25 protein-coding genes are annotated in these 21,733 nt (G+C 47.4%); 14 read left to right on the plus strand and 11 right to left on the minus strand.

The annotated features are described in order from the left end of the window. The first annotated feature begins 291 nt into the window (after positions 1–291). The 6 genes from KNO86_RS09640 (at position 292) to KNO86_RS09665 (ending at position 5,402) form a co-directional block, all read left to right on the plus strand. The gene (locus KNO86_RS09640) at positions 292–1,053 is read left to right on the plus strand and encodes an alpha/beta hydrolase (protein WP_214695648.1); all 762 of its coding nucleotides are present in this window, start codon (positions 292–294) and stop codon (positions 1,051–1,053) included. Positions 1,054–1,183: 130 nt separating this feature from the next. Next, complete coding sequence (locus KNO86_RS09645) at positions 1,184–2,839, plus strand: glycoside hydrolase family 13 protein (protein WP_214696035.1); 1,656 nt, start codon at positions 1,184–1,186, stop codon at positions 2,837–2,839. 54 nt (positions 2,840–2,893) lie between these two features. Further along, entirely contained in the window at positions 2,894–3,232 is a 339-nt protein-coding gene (locus tag KNO86_RS09650) for a hypothetical protein (RefSeq protein ID WP_214695649.1), read from the plus strand. 57 nt (positions 3,233–3,289) lie between these two features. After that, positions 3,290–3,493, plus strand: coding sequence for a YwbE family protein (locus tag KNO86_RS09655; RefSeq protein WP_015880320.1), 204 nt, complete (start codon positions 3,290–3,292; stop codon positions 3,491–3,493). 1 nt (position 3,494) lies between these two features. Further along, positions 3,495–3,662 carry a hypothetical protein gene (locus KNO86_RS09660; RefSeq protein ID WP_015880321.1) on the plus strand — a complete coding sequence of 56 codons (168 nt, stop codon included), beginning with the start codon at positions 3,495–3,497 and terminating at the stop codon, positions 3,660–3,662. 267 nt (positions 3,663–3,929) lie between these two features. Further along, positions 3,930–5,402: an alanine/glycine:cation symporter family protein gene (locus KNO86_RS09665; protein ID WP_214695651.1), complete on the plus strand. Its 1,473-nt coding sequence runs from the start codon at positions 3,930–3,932 to the stop codon at positions 5,400–5,402. Positions 5,403–5,452: 50 nt separating this feature from the next. Here the strand turns inward: KNO86_RS09665 and KNO86_RS09670 are convergent, their stop codons facing one another. Next, a complete protein-coding gene (locus KNO86_RS09670) occupies positions 5,453–6,253 on the minus strand; it encodes a formate/nitrite transporter family protein (RefSeq protein ID WP_214695653.1) in 801 nt (266 codons plus the stop codon). Between the two features lie 93 nt (positions 6,254–6,346). Further along, a complete protein-coding gene (locus KNO86_RS09675) occupies positions 6,347–6,736 on the minus strand; it encodes a VOC family protein (protein WP_214695655.1) in 390 nt (129 codons plus the stop codon). Between the two features lie 80 nt (positions 6,737–6,816). On the opposite strand from KNO86_RS09675, the gene KNO86_RS09680 reads away from it, so the two are divergent. Genes KNO86_RS09680 through KNO86_RS09690 form a run of 3 tightly spaced genes read left to right on the plus strand, consistent with a single transcriptional unit; the run spans position 6,817 to position 10,103 of the window. Next, positions 6,817–7,935 (plus strand): GTPase, encoded by a 1,119-nt coding sequence (locus tag KNO86_RS09680; protein WP_214695657.1) that lies wholly within the window; start codon positions 6,817–6,819, stop codon positions 7,933–7,935. Between the two features lie 14 nt (positions 7,936–7,949). Then, a complete protein-coding gene (locus KNO86_RS09685; RefSeq protein ID WP_214695659.1) occupies positions 7,950–9,092 on the plus strand; it encodes a YcjF family protein in 1,143 nt (380 codons plus the stop codon). Between the two features lie 48 nt (positions 9,093–9,140). Beyond that, a complete protein-coding gene (locus KNO86_RS09690) occupies positions 9,141–10,103 on the plus strand; it encodes a 2-hydroxyacid dehydrogenase (protein WP_214695661.1) in 963 nt (320 codons plus the stop codon). Between the two features lie 37 nt (positions 10,104–10,140). Here the strand turns inward: KNO86_RS09690 and KNO86_RS09695 are convergent, their stop codons facing one another. The 4 genes from KNO86_RS09695 to KNO86_RS09710 all read right to left on the minus strand — a co-directional run bounded on the left by KNO86_RS09695 (position 10,141) and on the right by KNO86_RS09710 (position 12,705). Then, positions 10,141–10,746, minus strand: a complete 606-nt coding sequence (locus tag KNO86_RS09695; RefSeq protein WP_214695663.1) for a YflT domain-containing protein — start codon at positions 10,744–10,746, stop codon at positions 10,141–10,143. 12 nt (positions 10,747–10,758) lie between these two features. Beyond that, positions 10,759–11,274, minus strand: coding sequence for a YflT domain-containing protein (locus KNO86_RS09700; RefSeq protein ID WP_214695665.1), 516 nt, complete (start codon positions 11,272–11,274; stop codon positions 10,759–10,761). A gap of 112 nt (positions 11,275–11,386) precedes the next feature. Next, positions 11,387–12,295 carry a hypothetical protein gene (locus KNO86_RS09705; protein ID WP_353047395.1) on the minus strand — a complete coding sequence of 303 codons (909 nt, stop codon included), beginning with the start codon at positions 12,293–12,295 and terminating at the stop codon, positions 11,387–11,389. Next, positions 12,292–12,705 carry a methylglyoxal synthase gene (locus KNO86_RS09710; protein WP_026824646.1) on the minus strand — a complete coding sequence of 138 codons (414 nt, stop codon included), beginning with the start codon at positions 12,703–12,705 and terminating at the stop codon, positions 12,292–12,294. Before KNO86_RS09710 ends, KNO86_RS09705 begins: the two co-directional genes overlap by 4 nt. A 223-nt stretch (positions 12,706–12,928) precedes the next feature. On the opposite strand from KNO86_RS09710, the gene KNO86_RS09715 reads away from it, so the two are divergent. Together KNO86_RS09715 and KNO86_RS09720 are read left to right on the plus strand one after the other, a co-directional pair. Continuing rightward, positions 12,929–14,680, plus strand: coding sequence for a mechanosensitive ion channel (locus KNO86_RS09715; protein ID WP_214695667.1), 1,752 nt, complete (start codon positions 12,929–12,931; stop codon positions 14,678–14,680). A 103-nt stretch (positions 14,681–14,783) separates the two neighbouring features. Continuing rightward, positions 14,784–16,262 (plus strand): HD-GYP domain-containing protein, encoded by a 1,479-nt coding sequence (locus KNO86_RS09720; RefSeq protein ID WP_214695669.1) that lies wholly within the window; start codon positions 14,784–14,786, stop codon positions 16,260–16,262. A gap of 31 nt (positions 16,263–16,293) precedes the next feature. Here KNO86_RS09720 and KNO86_RS09725 read toward each other — a convergent pair whose 3' ends face one another. Then, positions 16,294–16,596, minus strand: a complete 303-nt coding sequence (locus KNO86_RS09725) for an AzlD domain-containing protein (RefSeq protein WP_214695671.1) — start codon at positions 16,594–16,596, stop codon at positions 16,294–16,296. After that, positions 16,593–17,324: an AzlC family ABC transporter permease gene (locus tag KNO86_RS09730; protein WP_214695673.1), complete on the minus strand. Its 732-nt coding sequence runs from the start codon at positions 17,322–17,324 to the stop codon at positions 16,593–16,595. Before KNO86_RS09730 ends, KNO86_RS09725 begins: the two co-directional genes overlap by 4 nt. A gap of 114 nt (positions 17,325–17,438) precedes the next feature. On the opposite strand from KNO86_RS09730, the gene KNO86_RS09735 reads away from it, so the two are divergent. Next, positions 17,439–18,140: a CBS domain-containing protein gene (locus tag KNO86_RS09735; RefSeq protein WP_214695680.1), complete on the plus strand. Its 702-nt coding sequence runs from the start codon at positions 17,439–17,441 to the stop codon at positions 18,138–18,140. Here the strand turns inward: KNO86_RS09735 and KNO86_RS09740 are convergent. Both KNO86_RS09740 and KNO86_RS09745 read right to left on the minus strand, forming a co-directional pair. After that, positions 18,123–18,458, minus strand: a complete 336-nt coding sequence (locus KNO86_RS09740) for an antibiotic biosynthesis monooxygenase (RefSeq protein WP_074036751.1) — start codon at positions 18,456–18,458, stop codon at positions 18,123–18,125. The genes KNO86_RS09735 and KNO86_RS09740 overlap by 18 nt on opposite strands. 76 nt (positions 18,459–18,534) lie before the next feature. Next, positions 18,535–19,374 carry a M15 family metallopeptidase gene (locus KNO86_RS09745; RefSeq protein WP_214695682.1) on the minus strand — a complete coding sequence of 280 codons (840 nt, stop codon included), beginning with the start codon at positions 19,372–19,374 and terminating at the stop codon, positions 18,535–18,537. A 165-nt stretch (positions 19,375–19,539) separates the two neighbouring features. On the opposite strand from KNO86_RS09745, the gene KNO86_RS09750 reads away from it, so the two are divergent. After that, entirely contained in the window at positions 19,540–19,758 is a 219-nt protein-coding gene (locus KNO86_RS09750) for a hypothetical protein (protein ID WP_074036747.1), read from the plus strand. 55 nt (positions 19,759–19,813) lie between these two features. Beyond that, entirely contained in the window at positions 19,814–20,281 is a 468-nt protein-coding gene (locus KNO86_RS09755; protein ID WP_214695684.1) for a hypothetical protein, read from the plus strand. Between the two features lie 17 nt (positions 20,282–20,298). Here the strand turns inward: KNO86_RS09755 and KNO86_RS09760 are convergent, their stop codons facing one another. Then, positions 20,299–21,402, minus strand: coding sequence for a glycerol dehydrogenase (locus tag KNO86_RS09760; protein ID WP_214695686.1), 1,104 nt, complete (start codon positions 21,400–21,402; stop codon positions 20,299–20,301). Positions 21,403–21,733 lie beyond the last annotated feature (331 nt).

Genomic DNA, 21,733 nt, shown 5'->3' on the forward strand with positions numbered 1-21,733 from the left:
TGTCAAAAAACAACATGATAGCGCTTACATTACTTCCCTTTTAACGAATCACTTGAAAAATTATTCGTGTATTGTCAAAAGTGACAAACACATTTCCCAAGTTTTTAACTACATGTTAAACATAACCAAGCAGACGTCAGAACTCAATCCACTAAATACGAAGTTATGATTACAGTTTGATGACAAGGTAAACGAAACATGAAGAACTTGACGGTTGGGTCGATAACTTTTACACTCTTCTAATACGAATTAATTGTATCGGTTAAGTGGGAATTAAAAAAGGAGGCAGTAATGAGAACGATCAACTATCCAGTCATTCCTGGAGCAGGCGCATTTTATTATGAAGGAAACGAAATTGGTATTTTGCTTTGTCACGGATTCAATGGAACGCCTCAGAGTGTGCAAGACGTCGGGATCGAGCTGATGAAACAAGGGTTTACGGTGTATGCTCCACGTTTGAAAGGGCATGGGACAGATCCAGAAGATTTTCGATGTTCAACGCATCGATGTTGGTACAAAAGTGTCATCGAAGGCATCGAACGATTGCGCGAGTCGTGTCGGACGGTCATCGTCGTCGGTCAGTCGATGGGTGGGACGCTAGCGCTCAAAGCTGCACTTGAGGAAAAGGCAGATGCAGTTGTCACAATCAATGCAGCCTTATCCGTACCTGGGTATGCGTGTCATGCGTCAGGTACCGAATGTCGATTCATCGATGAAGACGCTCCCGATATTTTAGCAGAGGGTGTATATGAGATTGTCTATGACCGTGTGCCGACAAAGGCGATTCGGGAATTGCTGGCGTTAATTGACGAGGTACGCCCGCACGTCGGGTCGGTTGATGTGCCGACATATGTCATCCATTCGGCAGTCGACAACGTCGTGCCACCAATCGATTCGATTTGGTTGTTCGATCAATTGCAAGGTACAAAAGAATATGCGGTGCTCCCGAACTCGTATCACGTCGCGACGATGGATCATGATTGGAAACATTTATCGAAGCTCATCTCCACTTTTTGTGAACAAGTTGGGACGCTTCATTCGAATGCAGTGTAAACTGCATTTTTTTTGCGAGTTGATTCTTTGCAAACGCTTGCACTAGTGCTATGGTAGATGTGAATCATACCTTATTGTAGGAGGCACGTGCCGTATGGAGACGTTGTTCAGCCAAACAAAACAAACAGAAGTGAGTCGCGTATGGTGGAAAGAGGCGATTGCCTATCAAATCTATCCACGAAGTTTCAAAGATTCGAATGGGGATGGAATCGGAGATTTACGTGGGATTATCGAAAAGCTCGATTACTTAGAAGACCTTGGCATTGACGTGATTTGGATTTGTCCGATGTATAAGTCGCCAAACGATGACAACGGATATGATATTAGTGACTATCAAGACATTATGGAAGAGTTCGGAACAATGGAAGATTTCGATGCGCTATTAGCGGCCGTACATGCACGTGGCATGAAACTGTTGCTCGACCTCGTCGTCAACCATACATCGGATGAGCATCCGTGGTTCCTCGAGTCGAAAAGCTCAACAGACAACCCAAAACGGGATTGGTACATTTGGCGAGACGGAAAAGATGGCGCGCCACCGAGCAACTGGGCAAGTATCTTTGGCGGCTCTGCTTGGGAATACGATCAACAGACCGATCAATACTACTTACACGTCTTTTCGAAGAAGCAACCGGACTTGAACTGGGAGAACCGTGAAGTTCGGACGGCCATCTATGACATGATCAACTGGTGGCTCGATAAAGGGGTGGACGGATTCCGCGTCGATGCGATCAGTCACATTAAAAAGATGCCAACGGGAACGATGCTCCCATCGCCGGACGGCAAACCGGTCGTCACGGCGTTCTCGATGTACTCGAACATCGACGGCATTCATGACTATCTTCAAGAGATGAAACGGGAAACATTCTCGAAATACGATATTATGACGGTTGGTGAAACGAACGGGATAGAGCCGGAAGCAGCGGATCTTTGGATGGGTCCAGAAAACGGCGCGATGAATATGGCGTTTCATTTTGACCATGTCGACATTATGCGGCGGTCACGTCTGGCCCCACTCGATGTCGTCGAATTGAAACGAATCTTCGATAAGTGGCAACAAGGTTTACGTGAGACGGGTTGGAACGCGCTATATATTGAAAACCATGACATGGTGCGGGCGGTCTCGCTCGTTGGGGATGAGCATCATTATTGGCGGGAGAGTGCGACCGCGCTCGCGATGATGTACTTCTTTATGCACGGGACACCGTTTATTTACCAGGGACAAGAGATTGGGATGAAGAACGTACCGCTTCCATCCATCCATGATTACGATGACGTCGCGACGAAGAATGAATACTTCGAACGGATTGCGAACGGGATGAGTGAAGTCGACTCGATGCAGCAAGTATGGGGCACATCCCGTGATAACGTGCGAACGCCGATTCAATGGGATGCGTCACCGCATGCCGGTTTCTCGACGACAACCCCATGGATGCCGATTCACGAAGAGTATGAGACACTCAACGTCGAGGCACAGCGAAACGATCAGCACTCGATTCTCTCGTTCTACAAGGAAATGATTCGTCTTCGCCGGGCCGAAGATACGTTTACGTACGGTCGTTATCGTGATGTCTTGCCAGAGCATAAGCAGGCTTTCGTCTATGAACGTACATTTGAGAACAATCGATTCTACGTGGTTGTCAACTTGACCGCGAATCCGGCAGAAGTGACCATCCCGGAGATTGCGGGTGCGACGCTTGTCATGACGAATGAAATCGATCCGGAGACGATTGATACCGAGACATTCATGCTGCGACCATTCGCAGCGCGGTTATATCGTTTATGATAGAGGGGTACCTTCCTAGGAGGGTACCTTTTTTGAATGAGAGGTGGAGTGAGGATGCATACGATTGAATTTTCGGATGGGAATGATACCGTACACGTCGTAATCGAAAGTGCCACTCGTGAACGATTAACCTTAAAGATTGATCAAAGCCGTATGGCGACATCCGTGACAGCATATCTCAGCTTTGCGGAAGCGTTCGCGGAAGCTTTTCATGCTCTTCGAGGAACAGCGACACTTTGCGATATAGACGGAAACGAGGTCATTGATGTCATCTTCTCACATCGGGGAGTACGTATTGTGTTTCATGATTCTCTTCCAGAGAAGGTGCTACAGACCGATCAAAGTTATATGACGGAGCCGATGCGACAAATCGGGATCTGGAATAGGCTGTGACAAATAAGGGAAAAGAGCATATGATAGAGATTGACTAAATGGAAAGGGGTGTCGGGTATGGATGGAACGAAACGTGCTGACATTCGCCCAGGGCTCCATGTCCAAATCGTTTTGAAACAAGATCAACGAAGCGGGAAGCTGACGAAAGGCGTCGTTCAAGATATATTGACGAACTCGCCACGTCATCCGCACGGAATCAAAGTGCGTTTGAGCGATGGACAGGTCGGTCGTGTGAAAGTGATCGAAGCTGGAGGTGAGTAAGATGAGTGAGAAAAAACTATCTTTTCAAGAAGCGATGAAACAAAAGCTGGCAGAAAAGAAACAGAACCAGACAAAGGTTCCGACAGGTTTACATGGTACAAAACAAAAACCGTTGACGAGCCAATTGACGAAAAAACCAAATAACCAGAAGAAACGTACTGGTATTTAAGACGGCAGCTACTCGAAAAGAGTGGCTGTTTTTTTGAATATGCGTTTCATCATCAATGAATATAATCATGATTTAATATTTCTAAACATTTTTATGTAAGCGCTTTAATTACTTATAAATAAGGAATCTTGCTTAAAACATGTGAAAAAATAGTGAAATCACCTATAAAAAAATTATTGCTAATTGTCAGAATCTTTGTATAATTCAGAACTAAGACATCATAAAAATTCTCAACTTCAGATTCACACAACAGGGAGGAACTTATTCATGGAAGCGATTCAAGGTATGTTACAGGGAAGCGTCGACTTTTTGAACAACATCTTATGGTCGTACGTATTGATCGCCGTGCTCGTCGGAGCCGGGATCTACTTCACGGTCAGAACACGATTTATGCAGTTCCGTTACTTAAAAGAAATGTTCCGTACGATTACAGATAAATCGGACGTGACGCCAGCAAAAGATGGAAAGAGTATCACACCAATGAAATCATTCTTCATCGGTGCTGCGACTCGTATCGGTACAGGTAACCTTGCAGGGGTTACGGTAGCCGTCACACTCGGTGGACCGGGAGCGGTCTTCTGGATGTGGATCGTTGCCCTTCTCGGTGGAGCAACGGCTATGATCGAAAGTACATTGGCTCAAGTATACAAAGTGAAAGACGATGTTGCGTACCGCGGTGGTCCGGCTTACTACATCGAAAAAGGATTGAACAACCGTGCACTCGGAATCGTATTCGCGGTTCTCATCGCCGTCACATTTGGTCTCATCTTCAACTCAGTTCAATCGAACACAATCGCTGCAGCATTCGATAACGCGTTCGGCGTCGATGCAGTCATCGGTGGAGCTGTCTTAGTTGTCCTTACAGGTCTCGTTATTTTTGGTGGTGTACAACGTGTCGCGAACTTCTCAGCAATCGTCGTACCTGTCATGGCTGTCTTGTACCTTGCAATCGCACTTTACGTTGTTGTTGTAAACTTCGCTGAACTTCCAGCTGTGTTCGCGATGATCTTCCAAAGCGCATTCGGTTTAGACGAAGCGGTCGGTGGTTCAATCGGTGCTGCAATCTCAATGGGTGTCCGTCGTGGACTCTTCTCGAACGAAGCTGGTATGGGTTCTGCACCAAACGCAGCAGCAGCTGCTGAAGTATCGCACCCAGCGAAACAAGGTTTCCTTCAAGCTCTCGGTGTATTCTTGGATACATTGATCGTTTGTACGGCAACTGCAGCAATCATCCTTCTCTCAGACAGCTATGCTTCAGGGAACGGTGAAGGGATCGTCCTTCTTCAAAACGCTTTGACTGAACAAATCGGGGCACTTGCTCCAGCATTCATCGCCGTCAGCGTCTTCTTGTTCGCGTTCAGTTCAATCGCAGGAAGCTACTACTACGGTGAAACGAACATCGAATTCATCAAGAAGAGCAAAGGTGCAGTCCTCGGATTCCGTCTTGCAACAATGGCATTCGTCTTCATCGGAGCGGTCGCAAGCCTTGGATTCGTATGGAGCCTCGCTGACCTCTTCATGGCAGGAATGACATTGATCAACATCGCGGCCATCACATTGCTCGGTGGCGTTGCCTTCAAAGTTCTTAAAGACTACGAAGAGCAACGTGCTCAAGGTCTCAACCCACGCTTCTCTGCTCGTAAACTCGGCATCGAGAACACAGAGTGCTGGGACGTGGAAGAAGACGAAGTGGCACAAGGTTCTGTTCAAGCAGCCGCTGCTGACTCTTCAAAATCTTAATAAACATGACAAAACAAACAGGGACCCTGCTGATCGGGGTCCCTGTCTTTTTATGCGCGTTGGCGAATCGGTTTGACGGCTTGCTCTGTTTCTGATTTGTTCAAATATAAGTAACTTCCGGCAACGAACAATGCACCACCGACAATATTACCTAGTGTAGCGAAGAACAGATTGTAAAGGGCACCGCTAAAGTTAATGAGGTCCGATGGTACATAATGTAGCGCAAGCGCGAAGACGCCCATGTTCGCAATCGAGTGTTCGAACCCAGCAGCAAAGAATACGACGACGGGAATCATCGTCAGCATGATCTTCGCAACATCGTTGTTCGTTTTGAGCGGCATAAAGATGGCCAAACAGACGAGTACGTTACATAAGATACCTTTCAGGAAAATCGCAAAGGCATCTCCACCGATTTTTTTCGCTGCGACGACAGCGAGTAAATGGTCACCCGTCACTTCTCCCATGCTGTGGGCACCGATGACGAGCAGCGACAAAATGATGGCACCGATCAAGTTACCGAACCAACTGAGTCCCCATATTTTTGCTAAGTCTAACCAGTCGACACGACCCCGTTTCGCCCCGGTGTAGAGATACATCGTGTTACTCGTAAATAGTTCTCCACCCATCCAGACGATGAAGACGAGCGCGACCGAGAAGCTCGCACCGGCGATGAGCATCGTGCCGGGTACATCGATGAACATGTTTCCGACCGTGAACGAGAAGACGACCCCGATCCCAATCAAAAAACCAGCGATAATCGAACGTAACATGTATTGCGAAAATGATTGCTGAAGCAATGACGTTTTTTTAAATGCGGCTTCTTCCATATAGTCGATGACTTGTTTTTCCATGAGAAGACCTCCTTTAGACATTTTCAGTCTAGGAGGTTGGTCAAAAGTTTGCAATTGTTTTCACAAACTTTCAAGAAGTTCTCACGAAACCGTTCACATCGTTGCCACGAGTTCGACTTTGATGCGGTCCGGGTCTTCAAAAAACAGTGCTGTATAGTTCGGACCACCTGCGTGAGGAAAGCGGTCAGCATACAACTCACGAAAACCGTGTGACGCGAGCTGTTGTCGGATTTCTTCTAATTGTGTGAGCGATGAGGCATGAAACGCCAAGTGATTGAGTCCGGTCTTTTTTCGATGGTAGGGCGGAGTGAGGTGGTCTTCCTCTGTTTGAACGAACACGAGATATGTATCGCCGTAACGATAGCTTCGACCTTCTGGCCACGACTGATAGAGCGTGTACGCTAGCTGGTCACAGAGGAGCCATTCCCAAGCACGTATACTGTCATTTAGGTTGGATACGTATAGTTCAACATGGTGTAGCATGAGAATCATCCTTTCGATGGACGTTTGAAGTTGCCCCATTCGGTATAATTGAACTATACAACGAATAGGGGAGGAAGCATATGGATCGGACAGGGCTCGTCTCGAATATTTTGATTGCCGGGAAAACTGGCGTCGGAAAGAGTGCGTTCATCAATTATATATATGGACATGACGTCGCCGAATCGCGTGCCGGAAGTCCGGTCACTGCAGAAGGGCTTCATGAATATGAGTATTACGATTTAGAGCGGGGGATCTTGTTTCGTTTCTTTGATACGTGGGGGCTCGAGGCAGACCGTTCCGAAGAGTGGCATCAAGCCATCCTATCCATCGTTCATCAGCGCGAAGGGGCGCTCGATATCGCAGAATGGTTTCACACCATTTACTACTTGTTGTCCGTGCAGTCAGGACGTGTCGAGGCATACGAGCTTGAGGCGATTTTAAAGCCGTTATATGAACGGGGGAGCAACGTCACCCTCATTCTGACCAACTTCAATGAAGAAGACCCGATGAGTGTGCAGAAGGCAGAAGCGATGGAACGGGTATTGTTACGTGAACTGCCAATCGATGAAGGGGACATCATTCGTGTCAACAGTGTCGAGAAGAAGTTACTGACCGGGAAACGTGTTCCGGTAAGAGGCTACGAAGACGTATGGAAACGGAATCGGACGAACCTTTGGAAAGACATCGAACGAAAACTTCCCATCAATCTGACGAATCATCTTTTAGAAGAGTTGGAAGATTGGAGGATTCGAAGTATCGATTCGGCAGAAAAAATCCGTATGCTCACCCCACAGGCGATGATCAGTTGGAAAGCCCGTCACATTGAAAAGGATTTAGAGAAAACACTTGAGCAGGCGGCCGTGACGACAGAAGATGCGATGGCTGAAGGGGTACGTCACTATATCCAACTCATGCAACGGTACCCATTAGTCGGTGAACAAGCAGACCACTTGTTTAGAACGAGACGAGTCGAACTCGGATTTGACTATTCATTTGGAAAAACGGTAAGGAAGATGGTTCTCGGAATGATTCCCGGAGTGCATTTCATTTACTGGGCATTCAAGCGCCGAACGGCAGAACGAGGCATCAAAAAGGCCATCGATCAGCAATACACATCTGTGAAACAAACGATTGAAGAAGAGATTCGACGTGGCTTTGAGCGCGAGATGCGTCAGCTAGGGCAAACGCTCAACTCATAAAGGGGGAAACGAGAATGGAATCGACAAAGCGGTTTGATTTTAAAGACTATGATTTAAAAGCAGAGCTCGAGCGACTTCGTGGAAATGTAAAAAAACCAAACATCCTCATCGCAGGGGCGACGGGCGCGGGGAAAAGTTCGGTCGTGAACCATGTGTTCGGTCGGGATTTGACAAAGGTGGCGGCAGGGGAGCCCGTCACTCGGGGAATCCATCAATATAAGAGTGACGATATCGCGGTCACGTTGTTTGATAGCGAAGGGTACGAGATCGGGAGTGCACGCCAACAACATTACGAGGAAGAAGTCATCGGGTTTGTGGAGAACGCAAAGCAACAAGAAGCATCCGAACGAATCCATCTCGTTTGGTACACAATCAACGCCGCGACAAAACGTGTCACGCCACTCGACAAGGCGCTCATTCGTCGTCTTCGTGAATCGACTGCTGTCGCTGTCTTATTTACACAAATCGATCAGGTCGATTTAGATGAACTGACAGCATTGCGAAATGAACTGGATGGGGTCGTATCGGAGGAATCCGTGTTTCAGGTCAGTATCGCCTCGGAAATACTGAACGATGAAACGTTACGACAAGTTGTCGATTGGGAACGATTGATTGTATGGTCGGTTGAACAGCTAGACGCTTCTTTGCAGGAAGGACTCCTGATGGAGATTCAAGCAGAGAGTGAGACGATGCTCAAGTTGAAACGGAAGAAGGCCAATCGAATCATTTCAGGGTATGTGGCGAGCGCAGGAACGGCCGCTGCAGTCCCGCTTCCGTTTGCAGATGCCGTGGCCTTGACACCGATTCAAGTGACGATGAGCGTCCATCTGTTTCGCTATTGGGGCGTGAAGGCGAGTGATGATTTACTGAAGACGCTCATTGGAAGCACGATTATCCCACAAATCGGACGTACGTTATCGAAAACGATTCTATTGAATGTCATGAAGTTCTTCCCGGGAGCGAATGCGGCAGCCGGTGTCATCAATGCGACAGTTGCCTCAGGGATCACGTGGGCGATCGGACTCGCCATCAACGAAATTGCCTATCGAAATGCGATGGACTCCTCAAAAACAATCGAGCAGTTGTTGAATCAAGAGTTCGGTTCGTTGTTTGAACAGTTCTTGAAACAAAATCCGAAGTCGAATCAACCATCCTGACGACTCCCTTTTGTTAGACTACAAGTAATCGTAGAGAGGGGGAGAAAGATGAAAAAACGAATCTATATTACGCGACGCTTGCCGGAAGAAGCGGTCGCGCCGCTTCGTGAACACTATGACGTGCGTATGTGGGAACATGAGGGGCAGAGTGTTCCTCGTGAGGTGCTTCTAGAAGAAGTCTCATCTGCGCATGCGCTCTGGACGATGCTTAGTGACACGATTGACCATGAAGTGCTTGAGCGTGCACCGCATTTAGAGGTCGTTTCCAACTTGGCTGTCGGCTATAACAACATCGACTTGAAGGCAGCGAAAGAGAAGAGTGTCATCGTGACCAATACACCGGACGTCTTGACGGAAACGACAGCGGACCTGACGTTTGGACTCATGATGATGACGGCGCGACGTCTCGGAGAGGCCGAGCGTGATTTACGTGCCGGTGAGTGGAAATCGTGGCTTCCGATGGGATATGTCGGGATGGACCTCTATCAAGCGAAACTTGGGATCATCGGAATGGGACGAATCGGTGAAGCGGTCGCACGACGGGCGCGAGGATTTGACATGGACGTCTTGTATCATAATCGGACGCGTCGTCACGAGTCGGAGTCGATGTATGGCTTCACCTATGCGGAGCTCGATGAACTGTTAACGCAATCTGATTTCGTCGTCGTTCTCGCACCACTCACGGACGAGACGCGTGGAATGCTTGGGGCAGATGAGTTTGCCAAGATGAAAGAAACAGCGATCTTCATCAACGTGGCTCGTGGAGAAATCATTGACGAACAGGCATTGTATGAGGCGCTCAAGGCGAAAAAGATTTGGGGGGCTGGCCTCGACGTGTTCACGAAAGAACCGATCGACTTGAATCATCCACTATTGACCCTTCCGAACGTGACGACACTACCACATATCGGGAGTGCCTCGATTCGGACACGTCTCGCGATGATGGCGTTAAACCGGGACGCTATCGTGAACGTGCTTGAAGGAAAAGAACCAAAGAATCGTTTGACATAACAAAGAGCCTGACGCGCGCGTCAGGCTCTATTTACAATTAAAAGCGTCGGATGTTGTCTGGGTCTTCGACGTCATTTCGATACGCACGATCATCGAGACCACGTAGTTTTTCTTCTCGGTCAGGTTTCTTCGTTTCTTCATCTAGTTTATCTTGCTCCGGATCTACCGGATGACTTGGATCGACGGTCTGGGCCTCGTGATATGGTTTTGAGTCGATTTCCAAACCATCGTTCGTGTGATTCCCGAGATGGGTAGATGATGCGTCTTGATACGGTTTCGCATCGACCGTCACCCCATCTTGATGGCGACGCTCGAAGTCTTCATCGACATAGACAAGAATCTTACCGGCTTCAACGTCGTCATAGTGACGTTTTACTTCCTCTTCGCTGAGTCCCATGTTTCGTAAGCCGGCATGAACATCTTCATGACCACTCAAGAAGGCGCGAACTTTATCGAACCAACTTGCATGATGTGCAGCTTCTGTATGAACATCTGTGTCCCGTCTCAAAATCGATACGTTGTCTTCATGCTTCGTGACGACGTAAATGTGTGAGTCTTCGTACCCTTTTGCCCGCAACTCTTCGATTTTTCCAAGCGCTGCATCTTGTGTATCGTGCATACTGATGAATCGTTTCTCGTTCATAGTAGTTCCTCCTTATAGTCGTCGATGGTCTTCTAAACCAGAATGTCCACGAACAATCGGGTCATCCTTTGTCCCTTTTGGTTCCTCGTCATGATCATTGAACGGCTTTGCATCAAACGCGATCCCATCTGCCTTCTCACCTTTGTCATGATCGAGTTCACTATCTTTTTTGTACATATTCGGGTAACGATCATAAGAATGACGATCGACATAGAGTAAGATTTGACCTTCGTCGATGGCATCATAGTATTGCTCTGCCTCAGCGTCGCTGAGCCCCATGTTGCGAAGTTCATCGCGGATACGGTCACTTCCATGTAGGAATGCTTTCACGCGATCGAGCAAATTTACGTCTCGAACTCCAGCCTCGGCGTTTACATCCGTATGGTCACGCAATGCGGAGATTTCCCCATCTCGCTTGGCAACGACATGCATATTCTTTTCGGCTTCCCCTGCAGCCCTCAACTCGTCTACTTTATGCATGACTTCCTGTTCCGTTTGAAACAGACCAATCATTTTACGTTCTGACATCGAATACCCCCTTAAATTTGGCCAACCTTCAATTAGCGTCACAATAGGAGTAATTTCCGTTCTATCCGCAATTGAAACAAAAAACGCCATCTCCTGATAGGAGCGGCGCAGATTAATAATAAAGCATGAGCGTGTCGTCACCGAGTGAACAACGTGTACTCTTCCAGACGAACTCAATCAACGTCCAAATGGCCATAAAGCCACTGATCGCCAACAAAATGAGCGCATAAAGTGGAGTCAATTGAATGATGAACGACCAACCAAGTGTCATGAGGAGCGGTTGAATCAAAAAGATGGACGTGACATAGACGACCACGATGAGTAAAGCGAAGGCGATCCGTCGTCCGAGCGTATGAATGTGGTGCCGAAAACGGGTCAATATACCAAAGATCGCACCGGTCACGAGGACAGGTAACAGGAAGGCTAGATAGTCGATTGGATATGTCGAAATCGGTGCAGTGAACAACCGTCCGCTGAACACATCGTCGATGACGAGCAGTAAGTTGGCGTATGAAAATGCCAAAATCATACCGAGCAACCAGCCGAAACGGTTCCAAATCGTCCGTGATGATTTGAGCGCTTCGATTTTCGTATAAGCGAGGAATGCAAGATCACGAACTTCAATCTCTTTCAATGAGAGTTTGGCTTCGTCCAGTTGATTGACCGCCCAATCGAAATCTCGATTCGCTTGAGCTTTTTCATGAGGTTTTAATTCATCCGAGGCATCGATCAAGACGTGGTAGCGACGGCGATATTCTTCATTTGTTTCTGGTTGTTCGATAAGGAAACGAGCGTACTCATGCGGATCTTGGTTTAAGAGACTGTCTAACGACTGTCCACTTTTCTCCGCATGGCGGATATAGCCGGCGAGAGCCAGCAAGAGGCGGTCCGCTTCCGCCTCATCTCCAATCAGTTCGATCAGGCGATGACGTACTTCGTTAAAGAACTGTTGAACGTTCGGGTCATGAATCATATTCGGTTCCAGGGAGATTCCTCTCCTTTCTTGGTTTGTGATGGTCACGCAGGTGGTTCGTCATTATGAGAAAGTTTAAGCGACTCGAAATCACCTTGTTCGATGCTTCGAATCAAAATCTCGCTTCCTCCCATATTTGTCGAAAGGGGGATGGAATACACGTCACAAAGACGCATCAATGCGCTCACGTCTGGTTCGTGAGGTTGGGCAGTCAATGGATCCCGGAAGAAGATAATCATATCCATCTCTCCGCGTGCGACGGCAGCTCCAATTTCTTGGTCCCCTCCAAGCGGTCCTGAGCGGAAACAATGAACGGGTAATCCGGTCGCTTCCGCAATTCGCTTACCTGTTGTACCCGTTGCGAACAATTGATGTTTCTCTAGAATATGTGCATACGTTTTAATGAGAACAATTAAATCGTCTTTCTTTTTGTCGTGAGCCACTAAAGCGATGTTCATTTTAATTCCTCCTAAAATGACTTCTCATGTTATTCGTATCATATCTCACATGATTTGACACGATTTCTCTCTTAACTTACGTACCCATTTCCAGTGAATCGTAATAGTGATGTAAACGAGTTGTCATGTGCATAATGTTTGATGATTTTGAAATATAGGTATTTAAAGAAGTAGCACTGTTAAAGAAAAACAATCATTTTATAAAAAAAAGGAGGAAGATTCGATGAACAATACAACGTATAACTTCAATTCGTTCATGTCATGGCTACCAGAGCTTTTGTTAGCAATTGTTATTCTTGTAGTCGGTTACATCTTGGCGAAAGTATTGGAAAACGTGACACGAAAAGCATTGAAGAAGGCACGACTCGATGAGCGGGCCGGTATCAAAAAAGAGGGGGAAAAAGGAGATAAGTGGACACCTGAACGCATTATTGCAAAAGTGGTGTTCTTTGGGGTGTTACTTCTCGCATTCCTAATCATCTTTGAATTCATGAATGTCCCTGCAATCACAGAGCCGTTCAGTCAGATTTATGAAGGATTCTCTGGGTTGATTATTGGTGTCATTAAAGCAGGTTTGATTTTACTCGTTGCGTGGGTCATCGCTACCCTTTTGAAAAAAGGGATTCAAATGGCGGGGCACCGCTTGAATTTGAGCAAGTTGATGGAAAAGACGGGGCAAGAGTCGACAAGTGTCAACCAGACGAAATGGGTCGATACGGTCGCAAACATCGTCTTCTATCTCGTTCTATTGCTTGCATTGCCGGCTGTGCTTGACGCACTTGGACTTCGTGGGGTCAGCGGACCATTCGAAGACTTGTTGAATAGTTTCCTTGGATTCATTCCGAAACTTGTGGCGGCAGCGCTTATCTTCGCAATCGGTTATGTCGTCGCGAAGATTGTACGTGACATTTTGACGAAGTTCCTTGAAGCGGCAGGATTAGATCGATTGGCAGAGCGATTCCATCTTTCTGACTATGTGAAGGGATCGAGTCTTGCGAAAGCAATCGGTACAATTGTCTTCATCTTCATCATGATTCCGGTCACGATTTCGGCACTTGAAGCGCTTGATATTCGAGGCATCTCGGAACCAGCGATTGCGATGCTTAATGATGTCCTTGTCATGATTCCAGACATCCTTGTCGCAATCGTCCTCGTCCTCGTTGGTGTGTTCGTGGCAAGATGGTTGAAAGGTGTCGTTGTATCGCTCCTTGAAAACCTTGGCGTCAATTCATTGGCTCATAAAATGGGCTTCGGGGAACGAGCATCTTCGATGTCAATCGCCCAAGTGGTCGGTGTCGTTGTACAAGTGATCGTCATCTTACTCTTCGTATCTGAAGCACTTCAGGTGGCGAATCTCGAGTTCATGGCGTCTCTCGCCACTGCGATCTTCGCTTACTTGCCAATGGTGATTGCGGCACTCATCATCTTGGCAGTTGGCTTCTGGTTAGCTAATATGGCAGAACGTTTGGTCGGAAGTGTACTTGTCGATGGAGCAGGACAACCGAGCGCGCTTCGCTACGTAGCGAAATATGCGATTCTCGGACTCGTCTTCTTCATGGCCATCAGTCAGCTCGGCATCGCACCGATGATTGTCAATACGGCCTTCCTCCTTATTCTTGGAGCCGTTGCCCTTGCCTTCGGTCTTGCTTTCGGTCTTGGCGGTCGCGAGACGGCAGCACGCTACTTGAAAAAAGCGGAGCACCGTATTGATGAGACGGAAGTTTCAAAAGAAGGACTCGAGAAAGAAAAGGAACAGATGAGTCGTGAAGCGGAAGCTGCGAAACAGCAAGCCAAACAAGGTGTTGAGCAGTCGAAGCAGGAAGCGGAACAATCGAAGAACGAAGTGAAGCGAGACGTTCATGATTCAACGGGAGATCACGTAGACGGGCCGGAACCAAATCCGTTCCACGACAATATCACTCCAGATCAAGACAATCGTTCACTTGACGACAACGATGGTCCGTTACGACCTTAATTGATTCTTTCACGGATCTCCCATGTGGAGGTCCGTTTTTTGTGTTCAACTTTGAAAGGAATCTGGTCGATAGATAAAGAAAAGAGTGACAGAGGTGAGAGGGATGTTTGAACGATTTCAACGAACACTCGTTGTGAACTATGTGATTGGCTCAGGATTAGCGGTTTTTGGTGTGGGGGGCGTTTTCATTTTTCAGACGCTTGATTTGTCAGTTCGTGAAATCGGACTACTTCTGGCCATTATGTTCGGTTCGGGAATTGTCATGATTACGTCAGAACTTCTTTTGTATCGTAAACATATTCGACCGATTCGACGGTTTTTTGCAACTGAGTCTCCAACGAACCAAGAATTGACGTCAGCGTTCGAACAGGCGAGTCGCTTCCCAACTTTAACAGTACAGCGAATTTTGGGTCCTCATTTATTTGGACTATCCATTCCGTCAATCGCTTTGACGACACTCTGTATTTATCAAGGCTGGATTGATTTACCGTATCGTTTGATTGGTTTCGCTGCCATCGGTGCCGTCATGATTGCCGTGTTGCACGCGTTGATTGAATACTTTTTAACGGTACGGTCAGTGGAACCGCTACTCGTGTATATGAAAGAAAGATACTATGAACTGTATCATCAGCCTATCCATGCAACGTATCGGTCATTCAGTGTCCGAACTAAATTATTGATCAGCATGCTCATTACGGGTGTCTTTCCCATCATGCTGTTTATGTTGGCCTCGAGCGTTCAACTGTCGACCTCGACTCGAACGGATACATATTGGAATTGGGCGTTTGTGATTCTTGTCATCATTGTCGGCATTGCAGTGTTATGTAGTTTCTTACTCTATGACAATATCAAACGTCCAATTGGGCTCTTGACGTCAGGCATCGAGCAGATGGAATCAGGACGACTCCAAAAAATCGAAAACCCCTATTTAGATGAGTTCGCTCAATTGATTGGGGGCTTCAACCAAATGGTCGAGACGGTGAACGCTCGGGAACAAGAGAATGCGCAACTGCTGGACAGCCTCTTCATCTTATTCGCGGCAACCCTCGATGCACGTGACCCTTATACGGCCGGTCATTCAGAACGTGTGGCAATGTACTCGGTAGAGCTTGCCCGTGCGCTTCATTTGCCAAAGGAACAAATCGATTTACTCAATAAGTCTGCACTTCTTCACGACATCGGGAAAATCGGGATTCGTGATGATGTCTTGCTGAAGGAAGGAAAATTGACAGACGAAGAGTTCTCAAAAATTCAGGAACATCCGACGATTGGCATTCATATATTGAGTCAAATTCATTTACCGGCATCCCTTCAACCGATTTTGGCTGGGGTTCGGTCGCACCATGAACGAATCGACGGAAAAGGGTATCCGGACCGCTTAAGTGAGGTCGACATTCCGTTGTTCGGAAGAATCATGGCGATTGCCGATGCTTATGACGCCATGACGTCTGATCGACCTTATCGCTCTGGGATGCCGATGGAAAAGGCACTCTCTATTTTAGAGAGCGGTCGTGGCACGCAATGGGACACCGAATTTGTAGACGTATTTGTAAGGCTTCGTCGACAAGCGATATCTGCATAAAAAAGGAGCGGCACTTCGTGTGCGGCTCCTTTTAGGATAGGGTTTGGAATGCGTACACACCGAATACGGCTCCGATGACGACAACGACGAGATTGACGCGGAGTAGCGCAAGCGTCGTAGCAACCACTCCTCCGAACAAGGCGGACGTCGTAGTGGTCGTCGAAGATAAGATTCCCGGAAAAATTAAACTAGCCAATACCGCATACGGGATGAAAGAAAGAAATCGTTTCATATATGCCGGTAACGCCAATTCTTTTAACCAGAGTAGCGGGACGAGGCGAGGGAGGTACGTGACAAGCGCCAACCCTAGGACGAGCAAAAATAAGGACATCATGAGACCTCACCCTCCTTAAATAGAAAAGCACCGATTCCGGCTGCGACGACAGTCGCGATGATGATTCGAATTCCATCTGAAATCGGAAAGAACGGTGTGATCATCCAATGAAGCACCGCTTGCATGATGATGGCGAAACTCGCAACAACGAAGACAGGGCGATTCGTCAAGGACGGGACGAGTAACCCGATGAACATCGCATATAGCGCAATGCCCATGCTCGCCTGTAACGTGCCGGGAAGACCGAAAGCGAGAAAGACACCAATCCATGTACCAATATTCCAGGCGAGAAAGGCAATCGTATTCAATCCGAGAACGAACAGACCAGAACGTGCTTCTTTTCGGGTGGATGCGATACTGAACGTTTCATCGGTGACACCGAACGCAATGGCAGCCAGTAGTTTTCTAGATGTACTCTCAATCCGTTGGGATAGCGAGGCAGACATTAAGAAATGCCGAGAGTTTAGAATGAACGTCGTCAGAATGATTTCCCAATACATCGAACCGGTCATCAGCAATTGTACGGTGATGAACTGACTAGCACCGGCAAAAATGAAAAACGACATGGATAACGTGATTGCGTTTGGCAAATCAAACGATTTTGCCAAAAGACCGAAGGCGATGGCAATCGGAATATATCCAATGGCAACAGGAATACCTGCTCGAAGTCCCGCACGGAATGTCGACTGTTGTGAAGACGGGGATGTGGATTGAACTGAAGTCGCCATGACAGCCCTCCTTGATGATCAAGATGATTTCTATGTCATTCGGGATGAATGGACGGTTTCCTGCTGAAACGATGAAAAAGAGGGTATACATGTATCGTTAAGGAGGGTGGTCACATGAGTCGTGCTGAAGAATTTTTGGCATCCTACCATCGAATCGAGGACTACTTGAGTCGAGAGATGGGAGATGGCCAGCATTTCAGTTTTAGCAACATGGTGAATCGGTTAGCGAAACAAAATCCAATCATCGATCGATATAAAGAAGATTTACATCAGATGAGTCAACTGCGAAATGCCATCGTTCATGAGCGTCGTGAACCTGATTTCATTATCGCGGAACCCCACGAGTCGCTCGTTGAATTGATTTTAGAGGTGGAGCGTGAACTGCTTCATCCACGTCTCGTCATCCCATTGTTTGCGAAATCAGTGGTGACGTTTCAGTCCGAAGATTTTTTGACAGAGGTGCTCCGAGAGATTCGCGATAAAAACTACTCGCAGTTTCCCGTGTATCACGACAACGGCTCTTGGCGTGGTCTTCTGACGAAAAAAGGAGTGACCAGTTGGTTGGCCGAGACGATCGACGGAACCAACTTATCACTCAAAGGAGTTCGCGTGAAGCATGTTCTTCATCATGATTCGCATATGCATCGGTATCGATTCATTCGAAAAGATGCGACGGTGATCGAGGCACAACATTGCTTCACGCAAATGAAAGAGGGCGCCCGATACGACGCCCTCCTGATCACGGAGACTGGTAGTCCAGATGAAAAGCTACTCGGAATCATCCGTCCTCAAGATTTATTAAACGCGCTCCGTTGAGGCGAGGTGTTCAATCGCGACCTCATATTGGGTCACGGTGTTGCCGAGGACGATCGGTTTTACTTCCGACGTCCCGTCATCTCGTTTCTTATGGGCGTGCTTGTAGGCATTGCTGTCGCGCCAATTTTCAAAGCTGGCCGCATCCCGCCATGTGGTCATGATGACCACATGGTCCATTGCTGCATCGGACGTATCCGTCAACACTTGCATCCGGACAAAGCCATCCATCGCTTCGATTCCTTTTGTCGTCTCGAAACGCGCTTTGACCGCATCGACTTTTCCTTTTTCAACGTCTAGTTTATTCATGACAATCCACATCCCGCATGTCCCCCTATACGAATAAGATGATTCCATTATACCGTGAACAGGGAAATGCCTGAAAAAGGATGCTCACTCAACGTTTGCTCCACCATTCTTCAAACGCCCAGTTCTTCTGCTTCATCATCGTAGCTTCGGTTACCCCGACATAGCGCAAGTGCCATGGTTCATAATTATATCCAGTGATTTTTTCTTTTCCTTTCGGATAACGGACAATAAAGCCGTAACGATGGGCGTTTTGAATCATCCACTTTCCTTCAGGAGATTGGTCAAAGGAGGCATATAACCCTAGTCGCATACGTTGACTTGTCATATCCACCGCTAGACCGGTTTGATGTTCACTATGTCCGGGACGGGCGACATATTTTGAAGCGTATGCGACCCCGCGTGTATTGACCCAGTAAGTATATAGGGATTTTTGAGTCGAATAGGAACGATAGGCGCTCAGTGCGTATAACGTATGGCCTTGCTTTCGACCTGCGTAATACAGTTTCGCTAGTGCGTAAGCGGCTTCCGCTGTCATCAGTGTCCGTTCGCTCCCTTTTTGATAAACAGTTGGGACGGTTAAGGTCACAAGTTGAGGGGAACGATAAGTGGACGGGAGCCCATAGGTTTTATTGACGAGTCGTAACCGATCGGCCGTTGGCATTTTCGGGATACCGGCTTTCAGGTTCGCGGTCGGAGTGAAGTACTTTGTACTCCCGATATAGACATTGGACCAACTTCGGTTATACATGGTGTAACGGACAGGGACATTCGTTCGTAACGTCTTCAAAACAGCAGAAGATTGCATCGCACGACCGTATAGATAGGTTGTTTTGATGGTGTAACCTGGTTGTGGGGACGATGATGCCGCTGTCACCGGCGAGGCTTGCAACAAGAGAAGACAAATAATCAAGATACGCAGGGACTTCATGGCAAAACGCCTCCTCGTGGGTTAGATGATGTTCCTTTTCCCCTTTTCTTGATGATTTTATCCATCCTCAGGTCGGATGAGGATACAGCTTGGGTCCGATGAAGCGAGGAGTCAAAATCCGATACAATAAACATAACGAATGAGATCGTGGAAAGGAGTGAGCGAATGGAAGTCTTATTTGGATTACCACTGTTGTTGCTCGTCCTGTTCTTTGCCTTTTTATACTTTAATATTAAAGGGCTATCGAATATGTGGAAGGACTACAATCGAACGAAATCGATGATTCCGCTCGGATTCTTCATCGTCGGGATTATCGGAATTTTTACAGGAGTGTGGACGTGGCTCGTCATTTTGATTTACTACGTCGTCCGCCCGAAAGACTAAACACTGTATGCAGACGCATACGGTGTTTTTGCTATACTAAGGACGAGGTGTTGAGATGGAGAAGTTAATAAAAGCATGGTTTATCGTGACGTTGATCGCATTTGTAATCTTTAAGCTTGGTGAAGTGATGACGACCCCGTATTCGGAAATGCCGAATGAAGGGAATGTATACTGGATCGTGCTCTTGATTGGGTGGCCGTTTTTGTTATTATTCATTTGGATTACAGTCCGTATGACACGTCGGGTCACAGCATCCGTGCGACCGATCGGGAGAGTCGTATTAGGTTTGGGTAGTCTCATCATGGCCGGGATTGCCTGGATGACCAATCAATCGCAAGCGACGTCTCTTCGGGAAGGAATTCGTTTATCTACGAACGAGTCTTTCGCAGAAGGATGGAACCAGTTCACGAATATCATCTATATGAACCAGTTGACTTTCTTTTTCCTGACAGTCAGTTGCATGGGGGTGGGGATTGTCCTTTCGTTCATCCCGACCAAAAAACAGCGAGAAGAAGCCGTGTGAGCTTCCTCTCGCTATTTTTATAACCGCTCTTGATAAAGACGGGCATATCGATCGGCTGCGATGATGGCGTCTGCAACTTCTTCTGGCGTGACATCAAAACCGCTATGAATCGTTTCGCCTTCTGCCGTGGCGGCTTTTCCGACTTTCAAGATATCTTCTCGAGACGCATCTTTCAATTTGATATCTTCGAGTGTGACCGGCAAGTCGAGTGCCATATAAAAGGCAACGTACTGCTCGAATTCTTCTTGAGGACGTCCTTCGAGTGCGAGTTGCACAAGTGTTCCAAATGCAACTTTTTCACCGTGCGTCAAATGGTGGATGTCCCCTTCTAACGCGGTAAATCCATTGTGAATGGCATGGGCTGCAGCCAAACCACCACTTTCAAAGCCGAGACCGCTCAATAGGGTGTTGGCTTCAACGATGGCTTCGAGCGCAGGTGTGACGACTTTTGCTTTGACGGCTTCATACGCTTGAATACCATATGTGAACAATACTTCTTCACAACGTTCGGCAATCGCTTCCGCCGCAAGTGTTGGGACACCACCGGCCATCGTCTTTCCTCCGAATGAAAGGACACTTCGTACTTCGACCCACGTCGCCAAAGCATCGGCAATGCCTGATGCAAGGAAGCGCGGCGGTGCCTGTGCAATCAACTCGGTGTCCACCAGAACGAGATCTGGATTCTTTTTATAAAAACGGTAACTTTCGAAATTGCCTTCATCTGTGTAAATAACTGAAAGTGCGCTCGTCGGTGCATCTGTCGAGGCGATCGTCGGTACAATGACGATGCGCGCATTCAATTCATCTGCGACCGCTTTTGCCGTATCGAGCGTCTTACCACCACCGAGACCGATCACGAACGCGGTGCCGCTCTCCTTAGCGTCTGTGGCGATTCGGGAAATCTCATGTTTCGATGCTTCTCCGACAAAATCTGCTTTCTTTGCCTCAACATTGCTCGCCTGCAGTGAATGTGTCACACGCGAACCTACCAATTCCCAGACGACGTCATCCGCGATGAGTAAAGCGTTTGAACCGAAGTGAGCGACATACTCTCCGATGCGATCAATCGTTTGTTTCCCTTGCACATACTTAGCCGGACTGATGAAAATACGTTCTGACATAGTGAACTTCATCCTTTCATATCGGTTTTAGTGTAAGTGCTTACAACGCCATCATACTACAGTTTGTGAAGGAATGTCCGTGAAGATTACATGAAGATTGGCGACTGACCGAGCACGAGCAAAAAGATGATGATGGCGACAACAATGAGAACCCCCCAGTCATTCATTCGTTTCGTCATACGAGATATCCCCTTCATAGGTCTAAGTGTCGATTCATCTACAGTATAAAAGGATGTGGAAAAAAGGCAGGACGAATAAATCACCAGGTCAAAAAAAGAACTACCTGATGACGGTGAGGCAGTTCATCAGGTTTACCGGATGATGAATCGGG

Source organism: Exiguobacterium sp. s160, from assembly GCF_018617575.1.
Taxonomy (GTDB): Bacteria; Bacillota; Bacilli; order Exiguobacteriales; family Exiguobacteriaceae; genus Exiguobacterium; species Exiguobacterium aestuarii_A.

What these genes read in the sequence shown, in the direction of transcription:
- KNO86_RS09690 (WP_214695661.1), top strand. Translation starts at nt 9,141, where the DNA reads ATGAAAAAACGAATCTATATTACGCGACGCTTGCCGGAAGAAGCGGTC.
- KNO86_RS09660 (WP_015880321.1), top strand. Translation starts at nt 3,495, where the DNA reads ATGAGTGAGAAAAAACTATCTTTTCAAGAAGCGATGAAACAAAAGCTG.
- KNO86_RS09650 (WP_214695649.1), top strand. Translation starts at nt 2,894, where the DNA reads ATGCATACGATTGAATTTTCGGATGGGAATGATACCGTACACGTCGTA.
- KNO86_RS09710 (WP_026824646.1), bottom strand. Translation starts at nt 12,705, where the DNA reads ATGAACATCGCTTTAGTGGCTCACGACAAAAAGAAAGACGATTTAATT.
- KNO86_RS09735 (WP_214695680.1), top strand. Translation starts at nt 17,439, where the DNA reads ATGAGTCGTGCTGAAGAATTTTTGGCATCCTACCATCGAATCGAGGAC.
- KNO86_RS09760 (WP_214695686.1), bottom strand. Translation starts at nt 21,402, where the DNA reads ATGTCAGAACGTATTTTCATCAGTCCGGCTAAGTATGTGCAAGGGAAA.
- KNO86_RS09670 (WP_214695653.1), bottom strand. Translation starts at nt 6,253, where the DNA reads ATGGAAAAACAAGTCATCGACTATATGGAAGAAGCCGCATTTAAAAAA.
- KNO86_RS09665 (WP_214695651.1), top strand. Translation starts at nt 3,930, where the DNA reads ATGGAAGCGATTCAAGGTATGTTACAGGGAAGCGTCGACTTTTTGAAC.
- KNO86_RS09740 (WP_074036751.1), bottom strand. Translation starts at nt 18,458, where the DNA reads ATGTGGATTGTCATGAATAAACTAGACGTTGAAAAAGGAAAAGTCGAT.
- KNO86_RS09640 (WP_214695648.1), top strand. Translation starts at nt 292, where the DNA reads ATGAGAACGATCAACTATCCAGTCATTCCTGGAGCAGGCGCATTTTAT.
- KNO86_RS09680 (WP_214695657.1), top strand. Translation starts at nt 6,817, where the DNA reads ATGGATCGGACAGGGCTCGTCTCGAATATTTTGATTGCCGGGAAAACT.
- KNO86_RS09655 (WP_015880320.1), top strand. Translation starts at nt 3,290, where the DNA reads ATGGATGGAACGAAACGTGCTGACATTCGCCCAGGGCTCCATGTCCAA.
- KNO86_RS09675 (WP_214695655.1), bottom strand. Translation starts at nt 6,736, where the DNA reads ATGCTACACCATGTTGAACTATACGTATCCAACCTAAATGACAGTATA.
- KNO86_RS09730 (WP_214695673.1), bottom strand. Translation starts at nt 17,324, where the DNA reads ATGGCGACTTCAGTTCAATCCACATCCCCGTCTTCACAACAGTCGACA.
- KNO86_RS09695 (WP_214695663.1), bottom strand. Translation starts at nt 10,746, where the DNA reads ATGAACGAGAAACGATTCATCAGTATGCACGATACACAAGATGCAGCG.
- KNO86_RS09685 (WP_214695659.1), top strand. Translation starts at nt 7,950, where the DNA reads ATGGAATCGACAAAGCGGTTTGATTTTAAAGACTATGATTTAAAAGCA.
- KNO86_RS09715 (WP_214695667.1), top strand. Translation starts at nt 12,929, where the DNA reads ATGAACAATACAACGTATAACTTCAATTCGTTCATGTCATGGCTACCA.
- KNO86_RS09745 (WP_214695682.1), bottom strand. Translation starts at nt 19,374, where the DNA reads ATGAAGTCCCTGCGTATCTTGATTATTTGTCTTCTCTTGTTGCAAGCC.
- KNO86_RS09750 (WP_074036747.1), top strand. Translation starts at nt 19,540, where the DNA reads ATGGAAGTCTTATTTGGATTACCACTGTTGTTGCTCGTCCTGTTCTTT.
- KNO86_RS09700 (WP_214695665.1), bottom strand. Translation starts at nt 11,274, where the DNA reads ATGTCAGAACGTAAAATGATTGGTCTGTTTCAAACGGAACAGGAAGTC.
- KNO86_RS09725 (WP_214695671.1), bottom strand. Translation starts at nt 16,596, where the DNA reads ATGATGTCCTTATTTTTGCTCGTCCTAGGGTTGGCGCTTGTCACGTAC.
- KNO86_RS09720 (WP_214695669.1), top strand. Translation starts at nt 14,784, where the DNA reads ATGTTTGAACGATTTCAACGAACACTCGTTGTGAACTATGTGATTGGC.
- KNO86_RS09755 (WP_214695684.1), top strand. Translation starts at nt 19,814, where the DNA reads ATGGAGAAGTTAATAAAAGCATGGTTTATCGTGACGTTGATCGCATTT.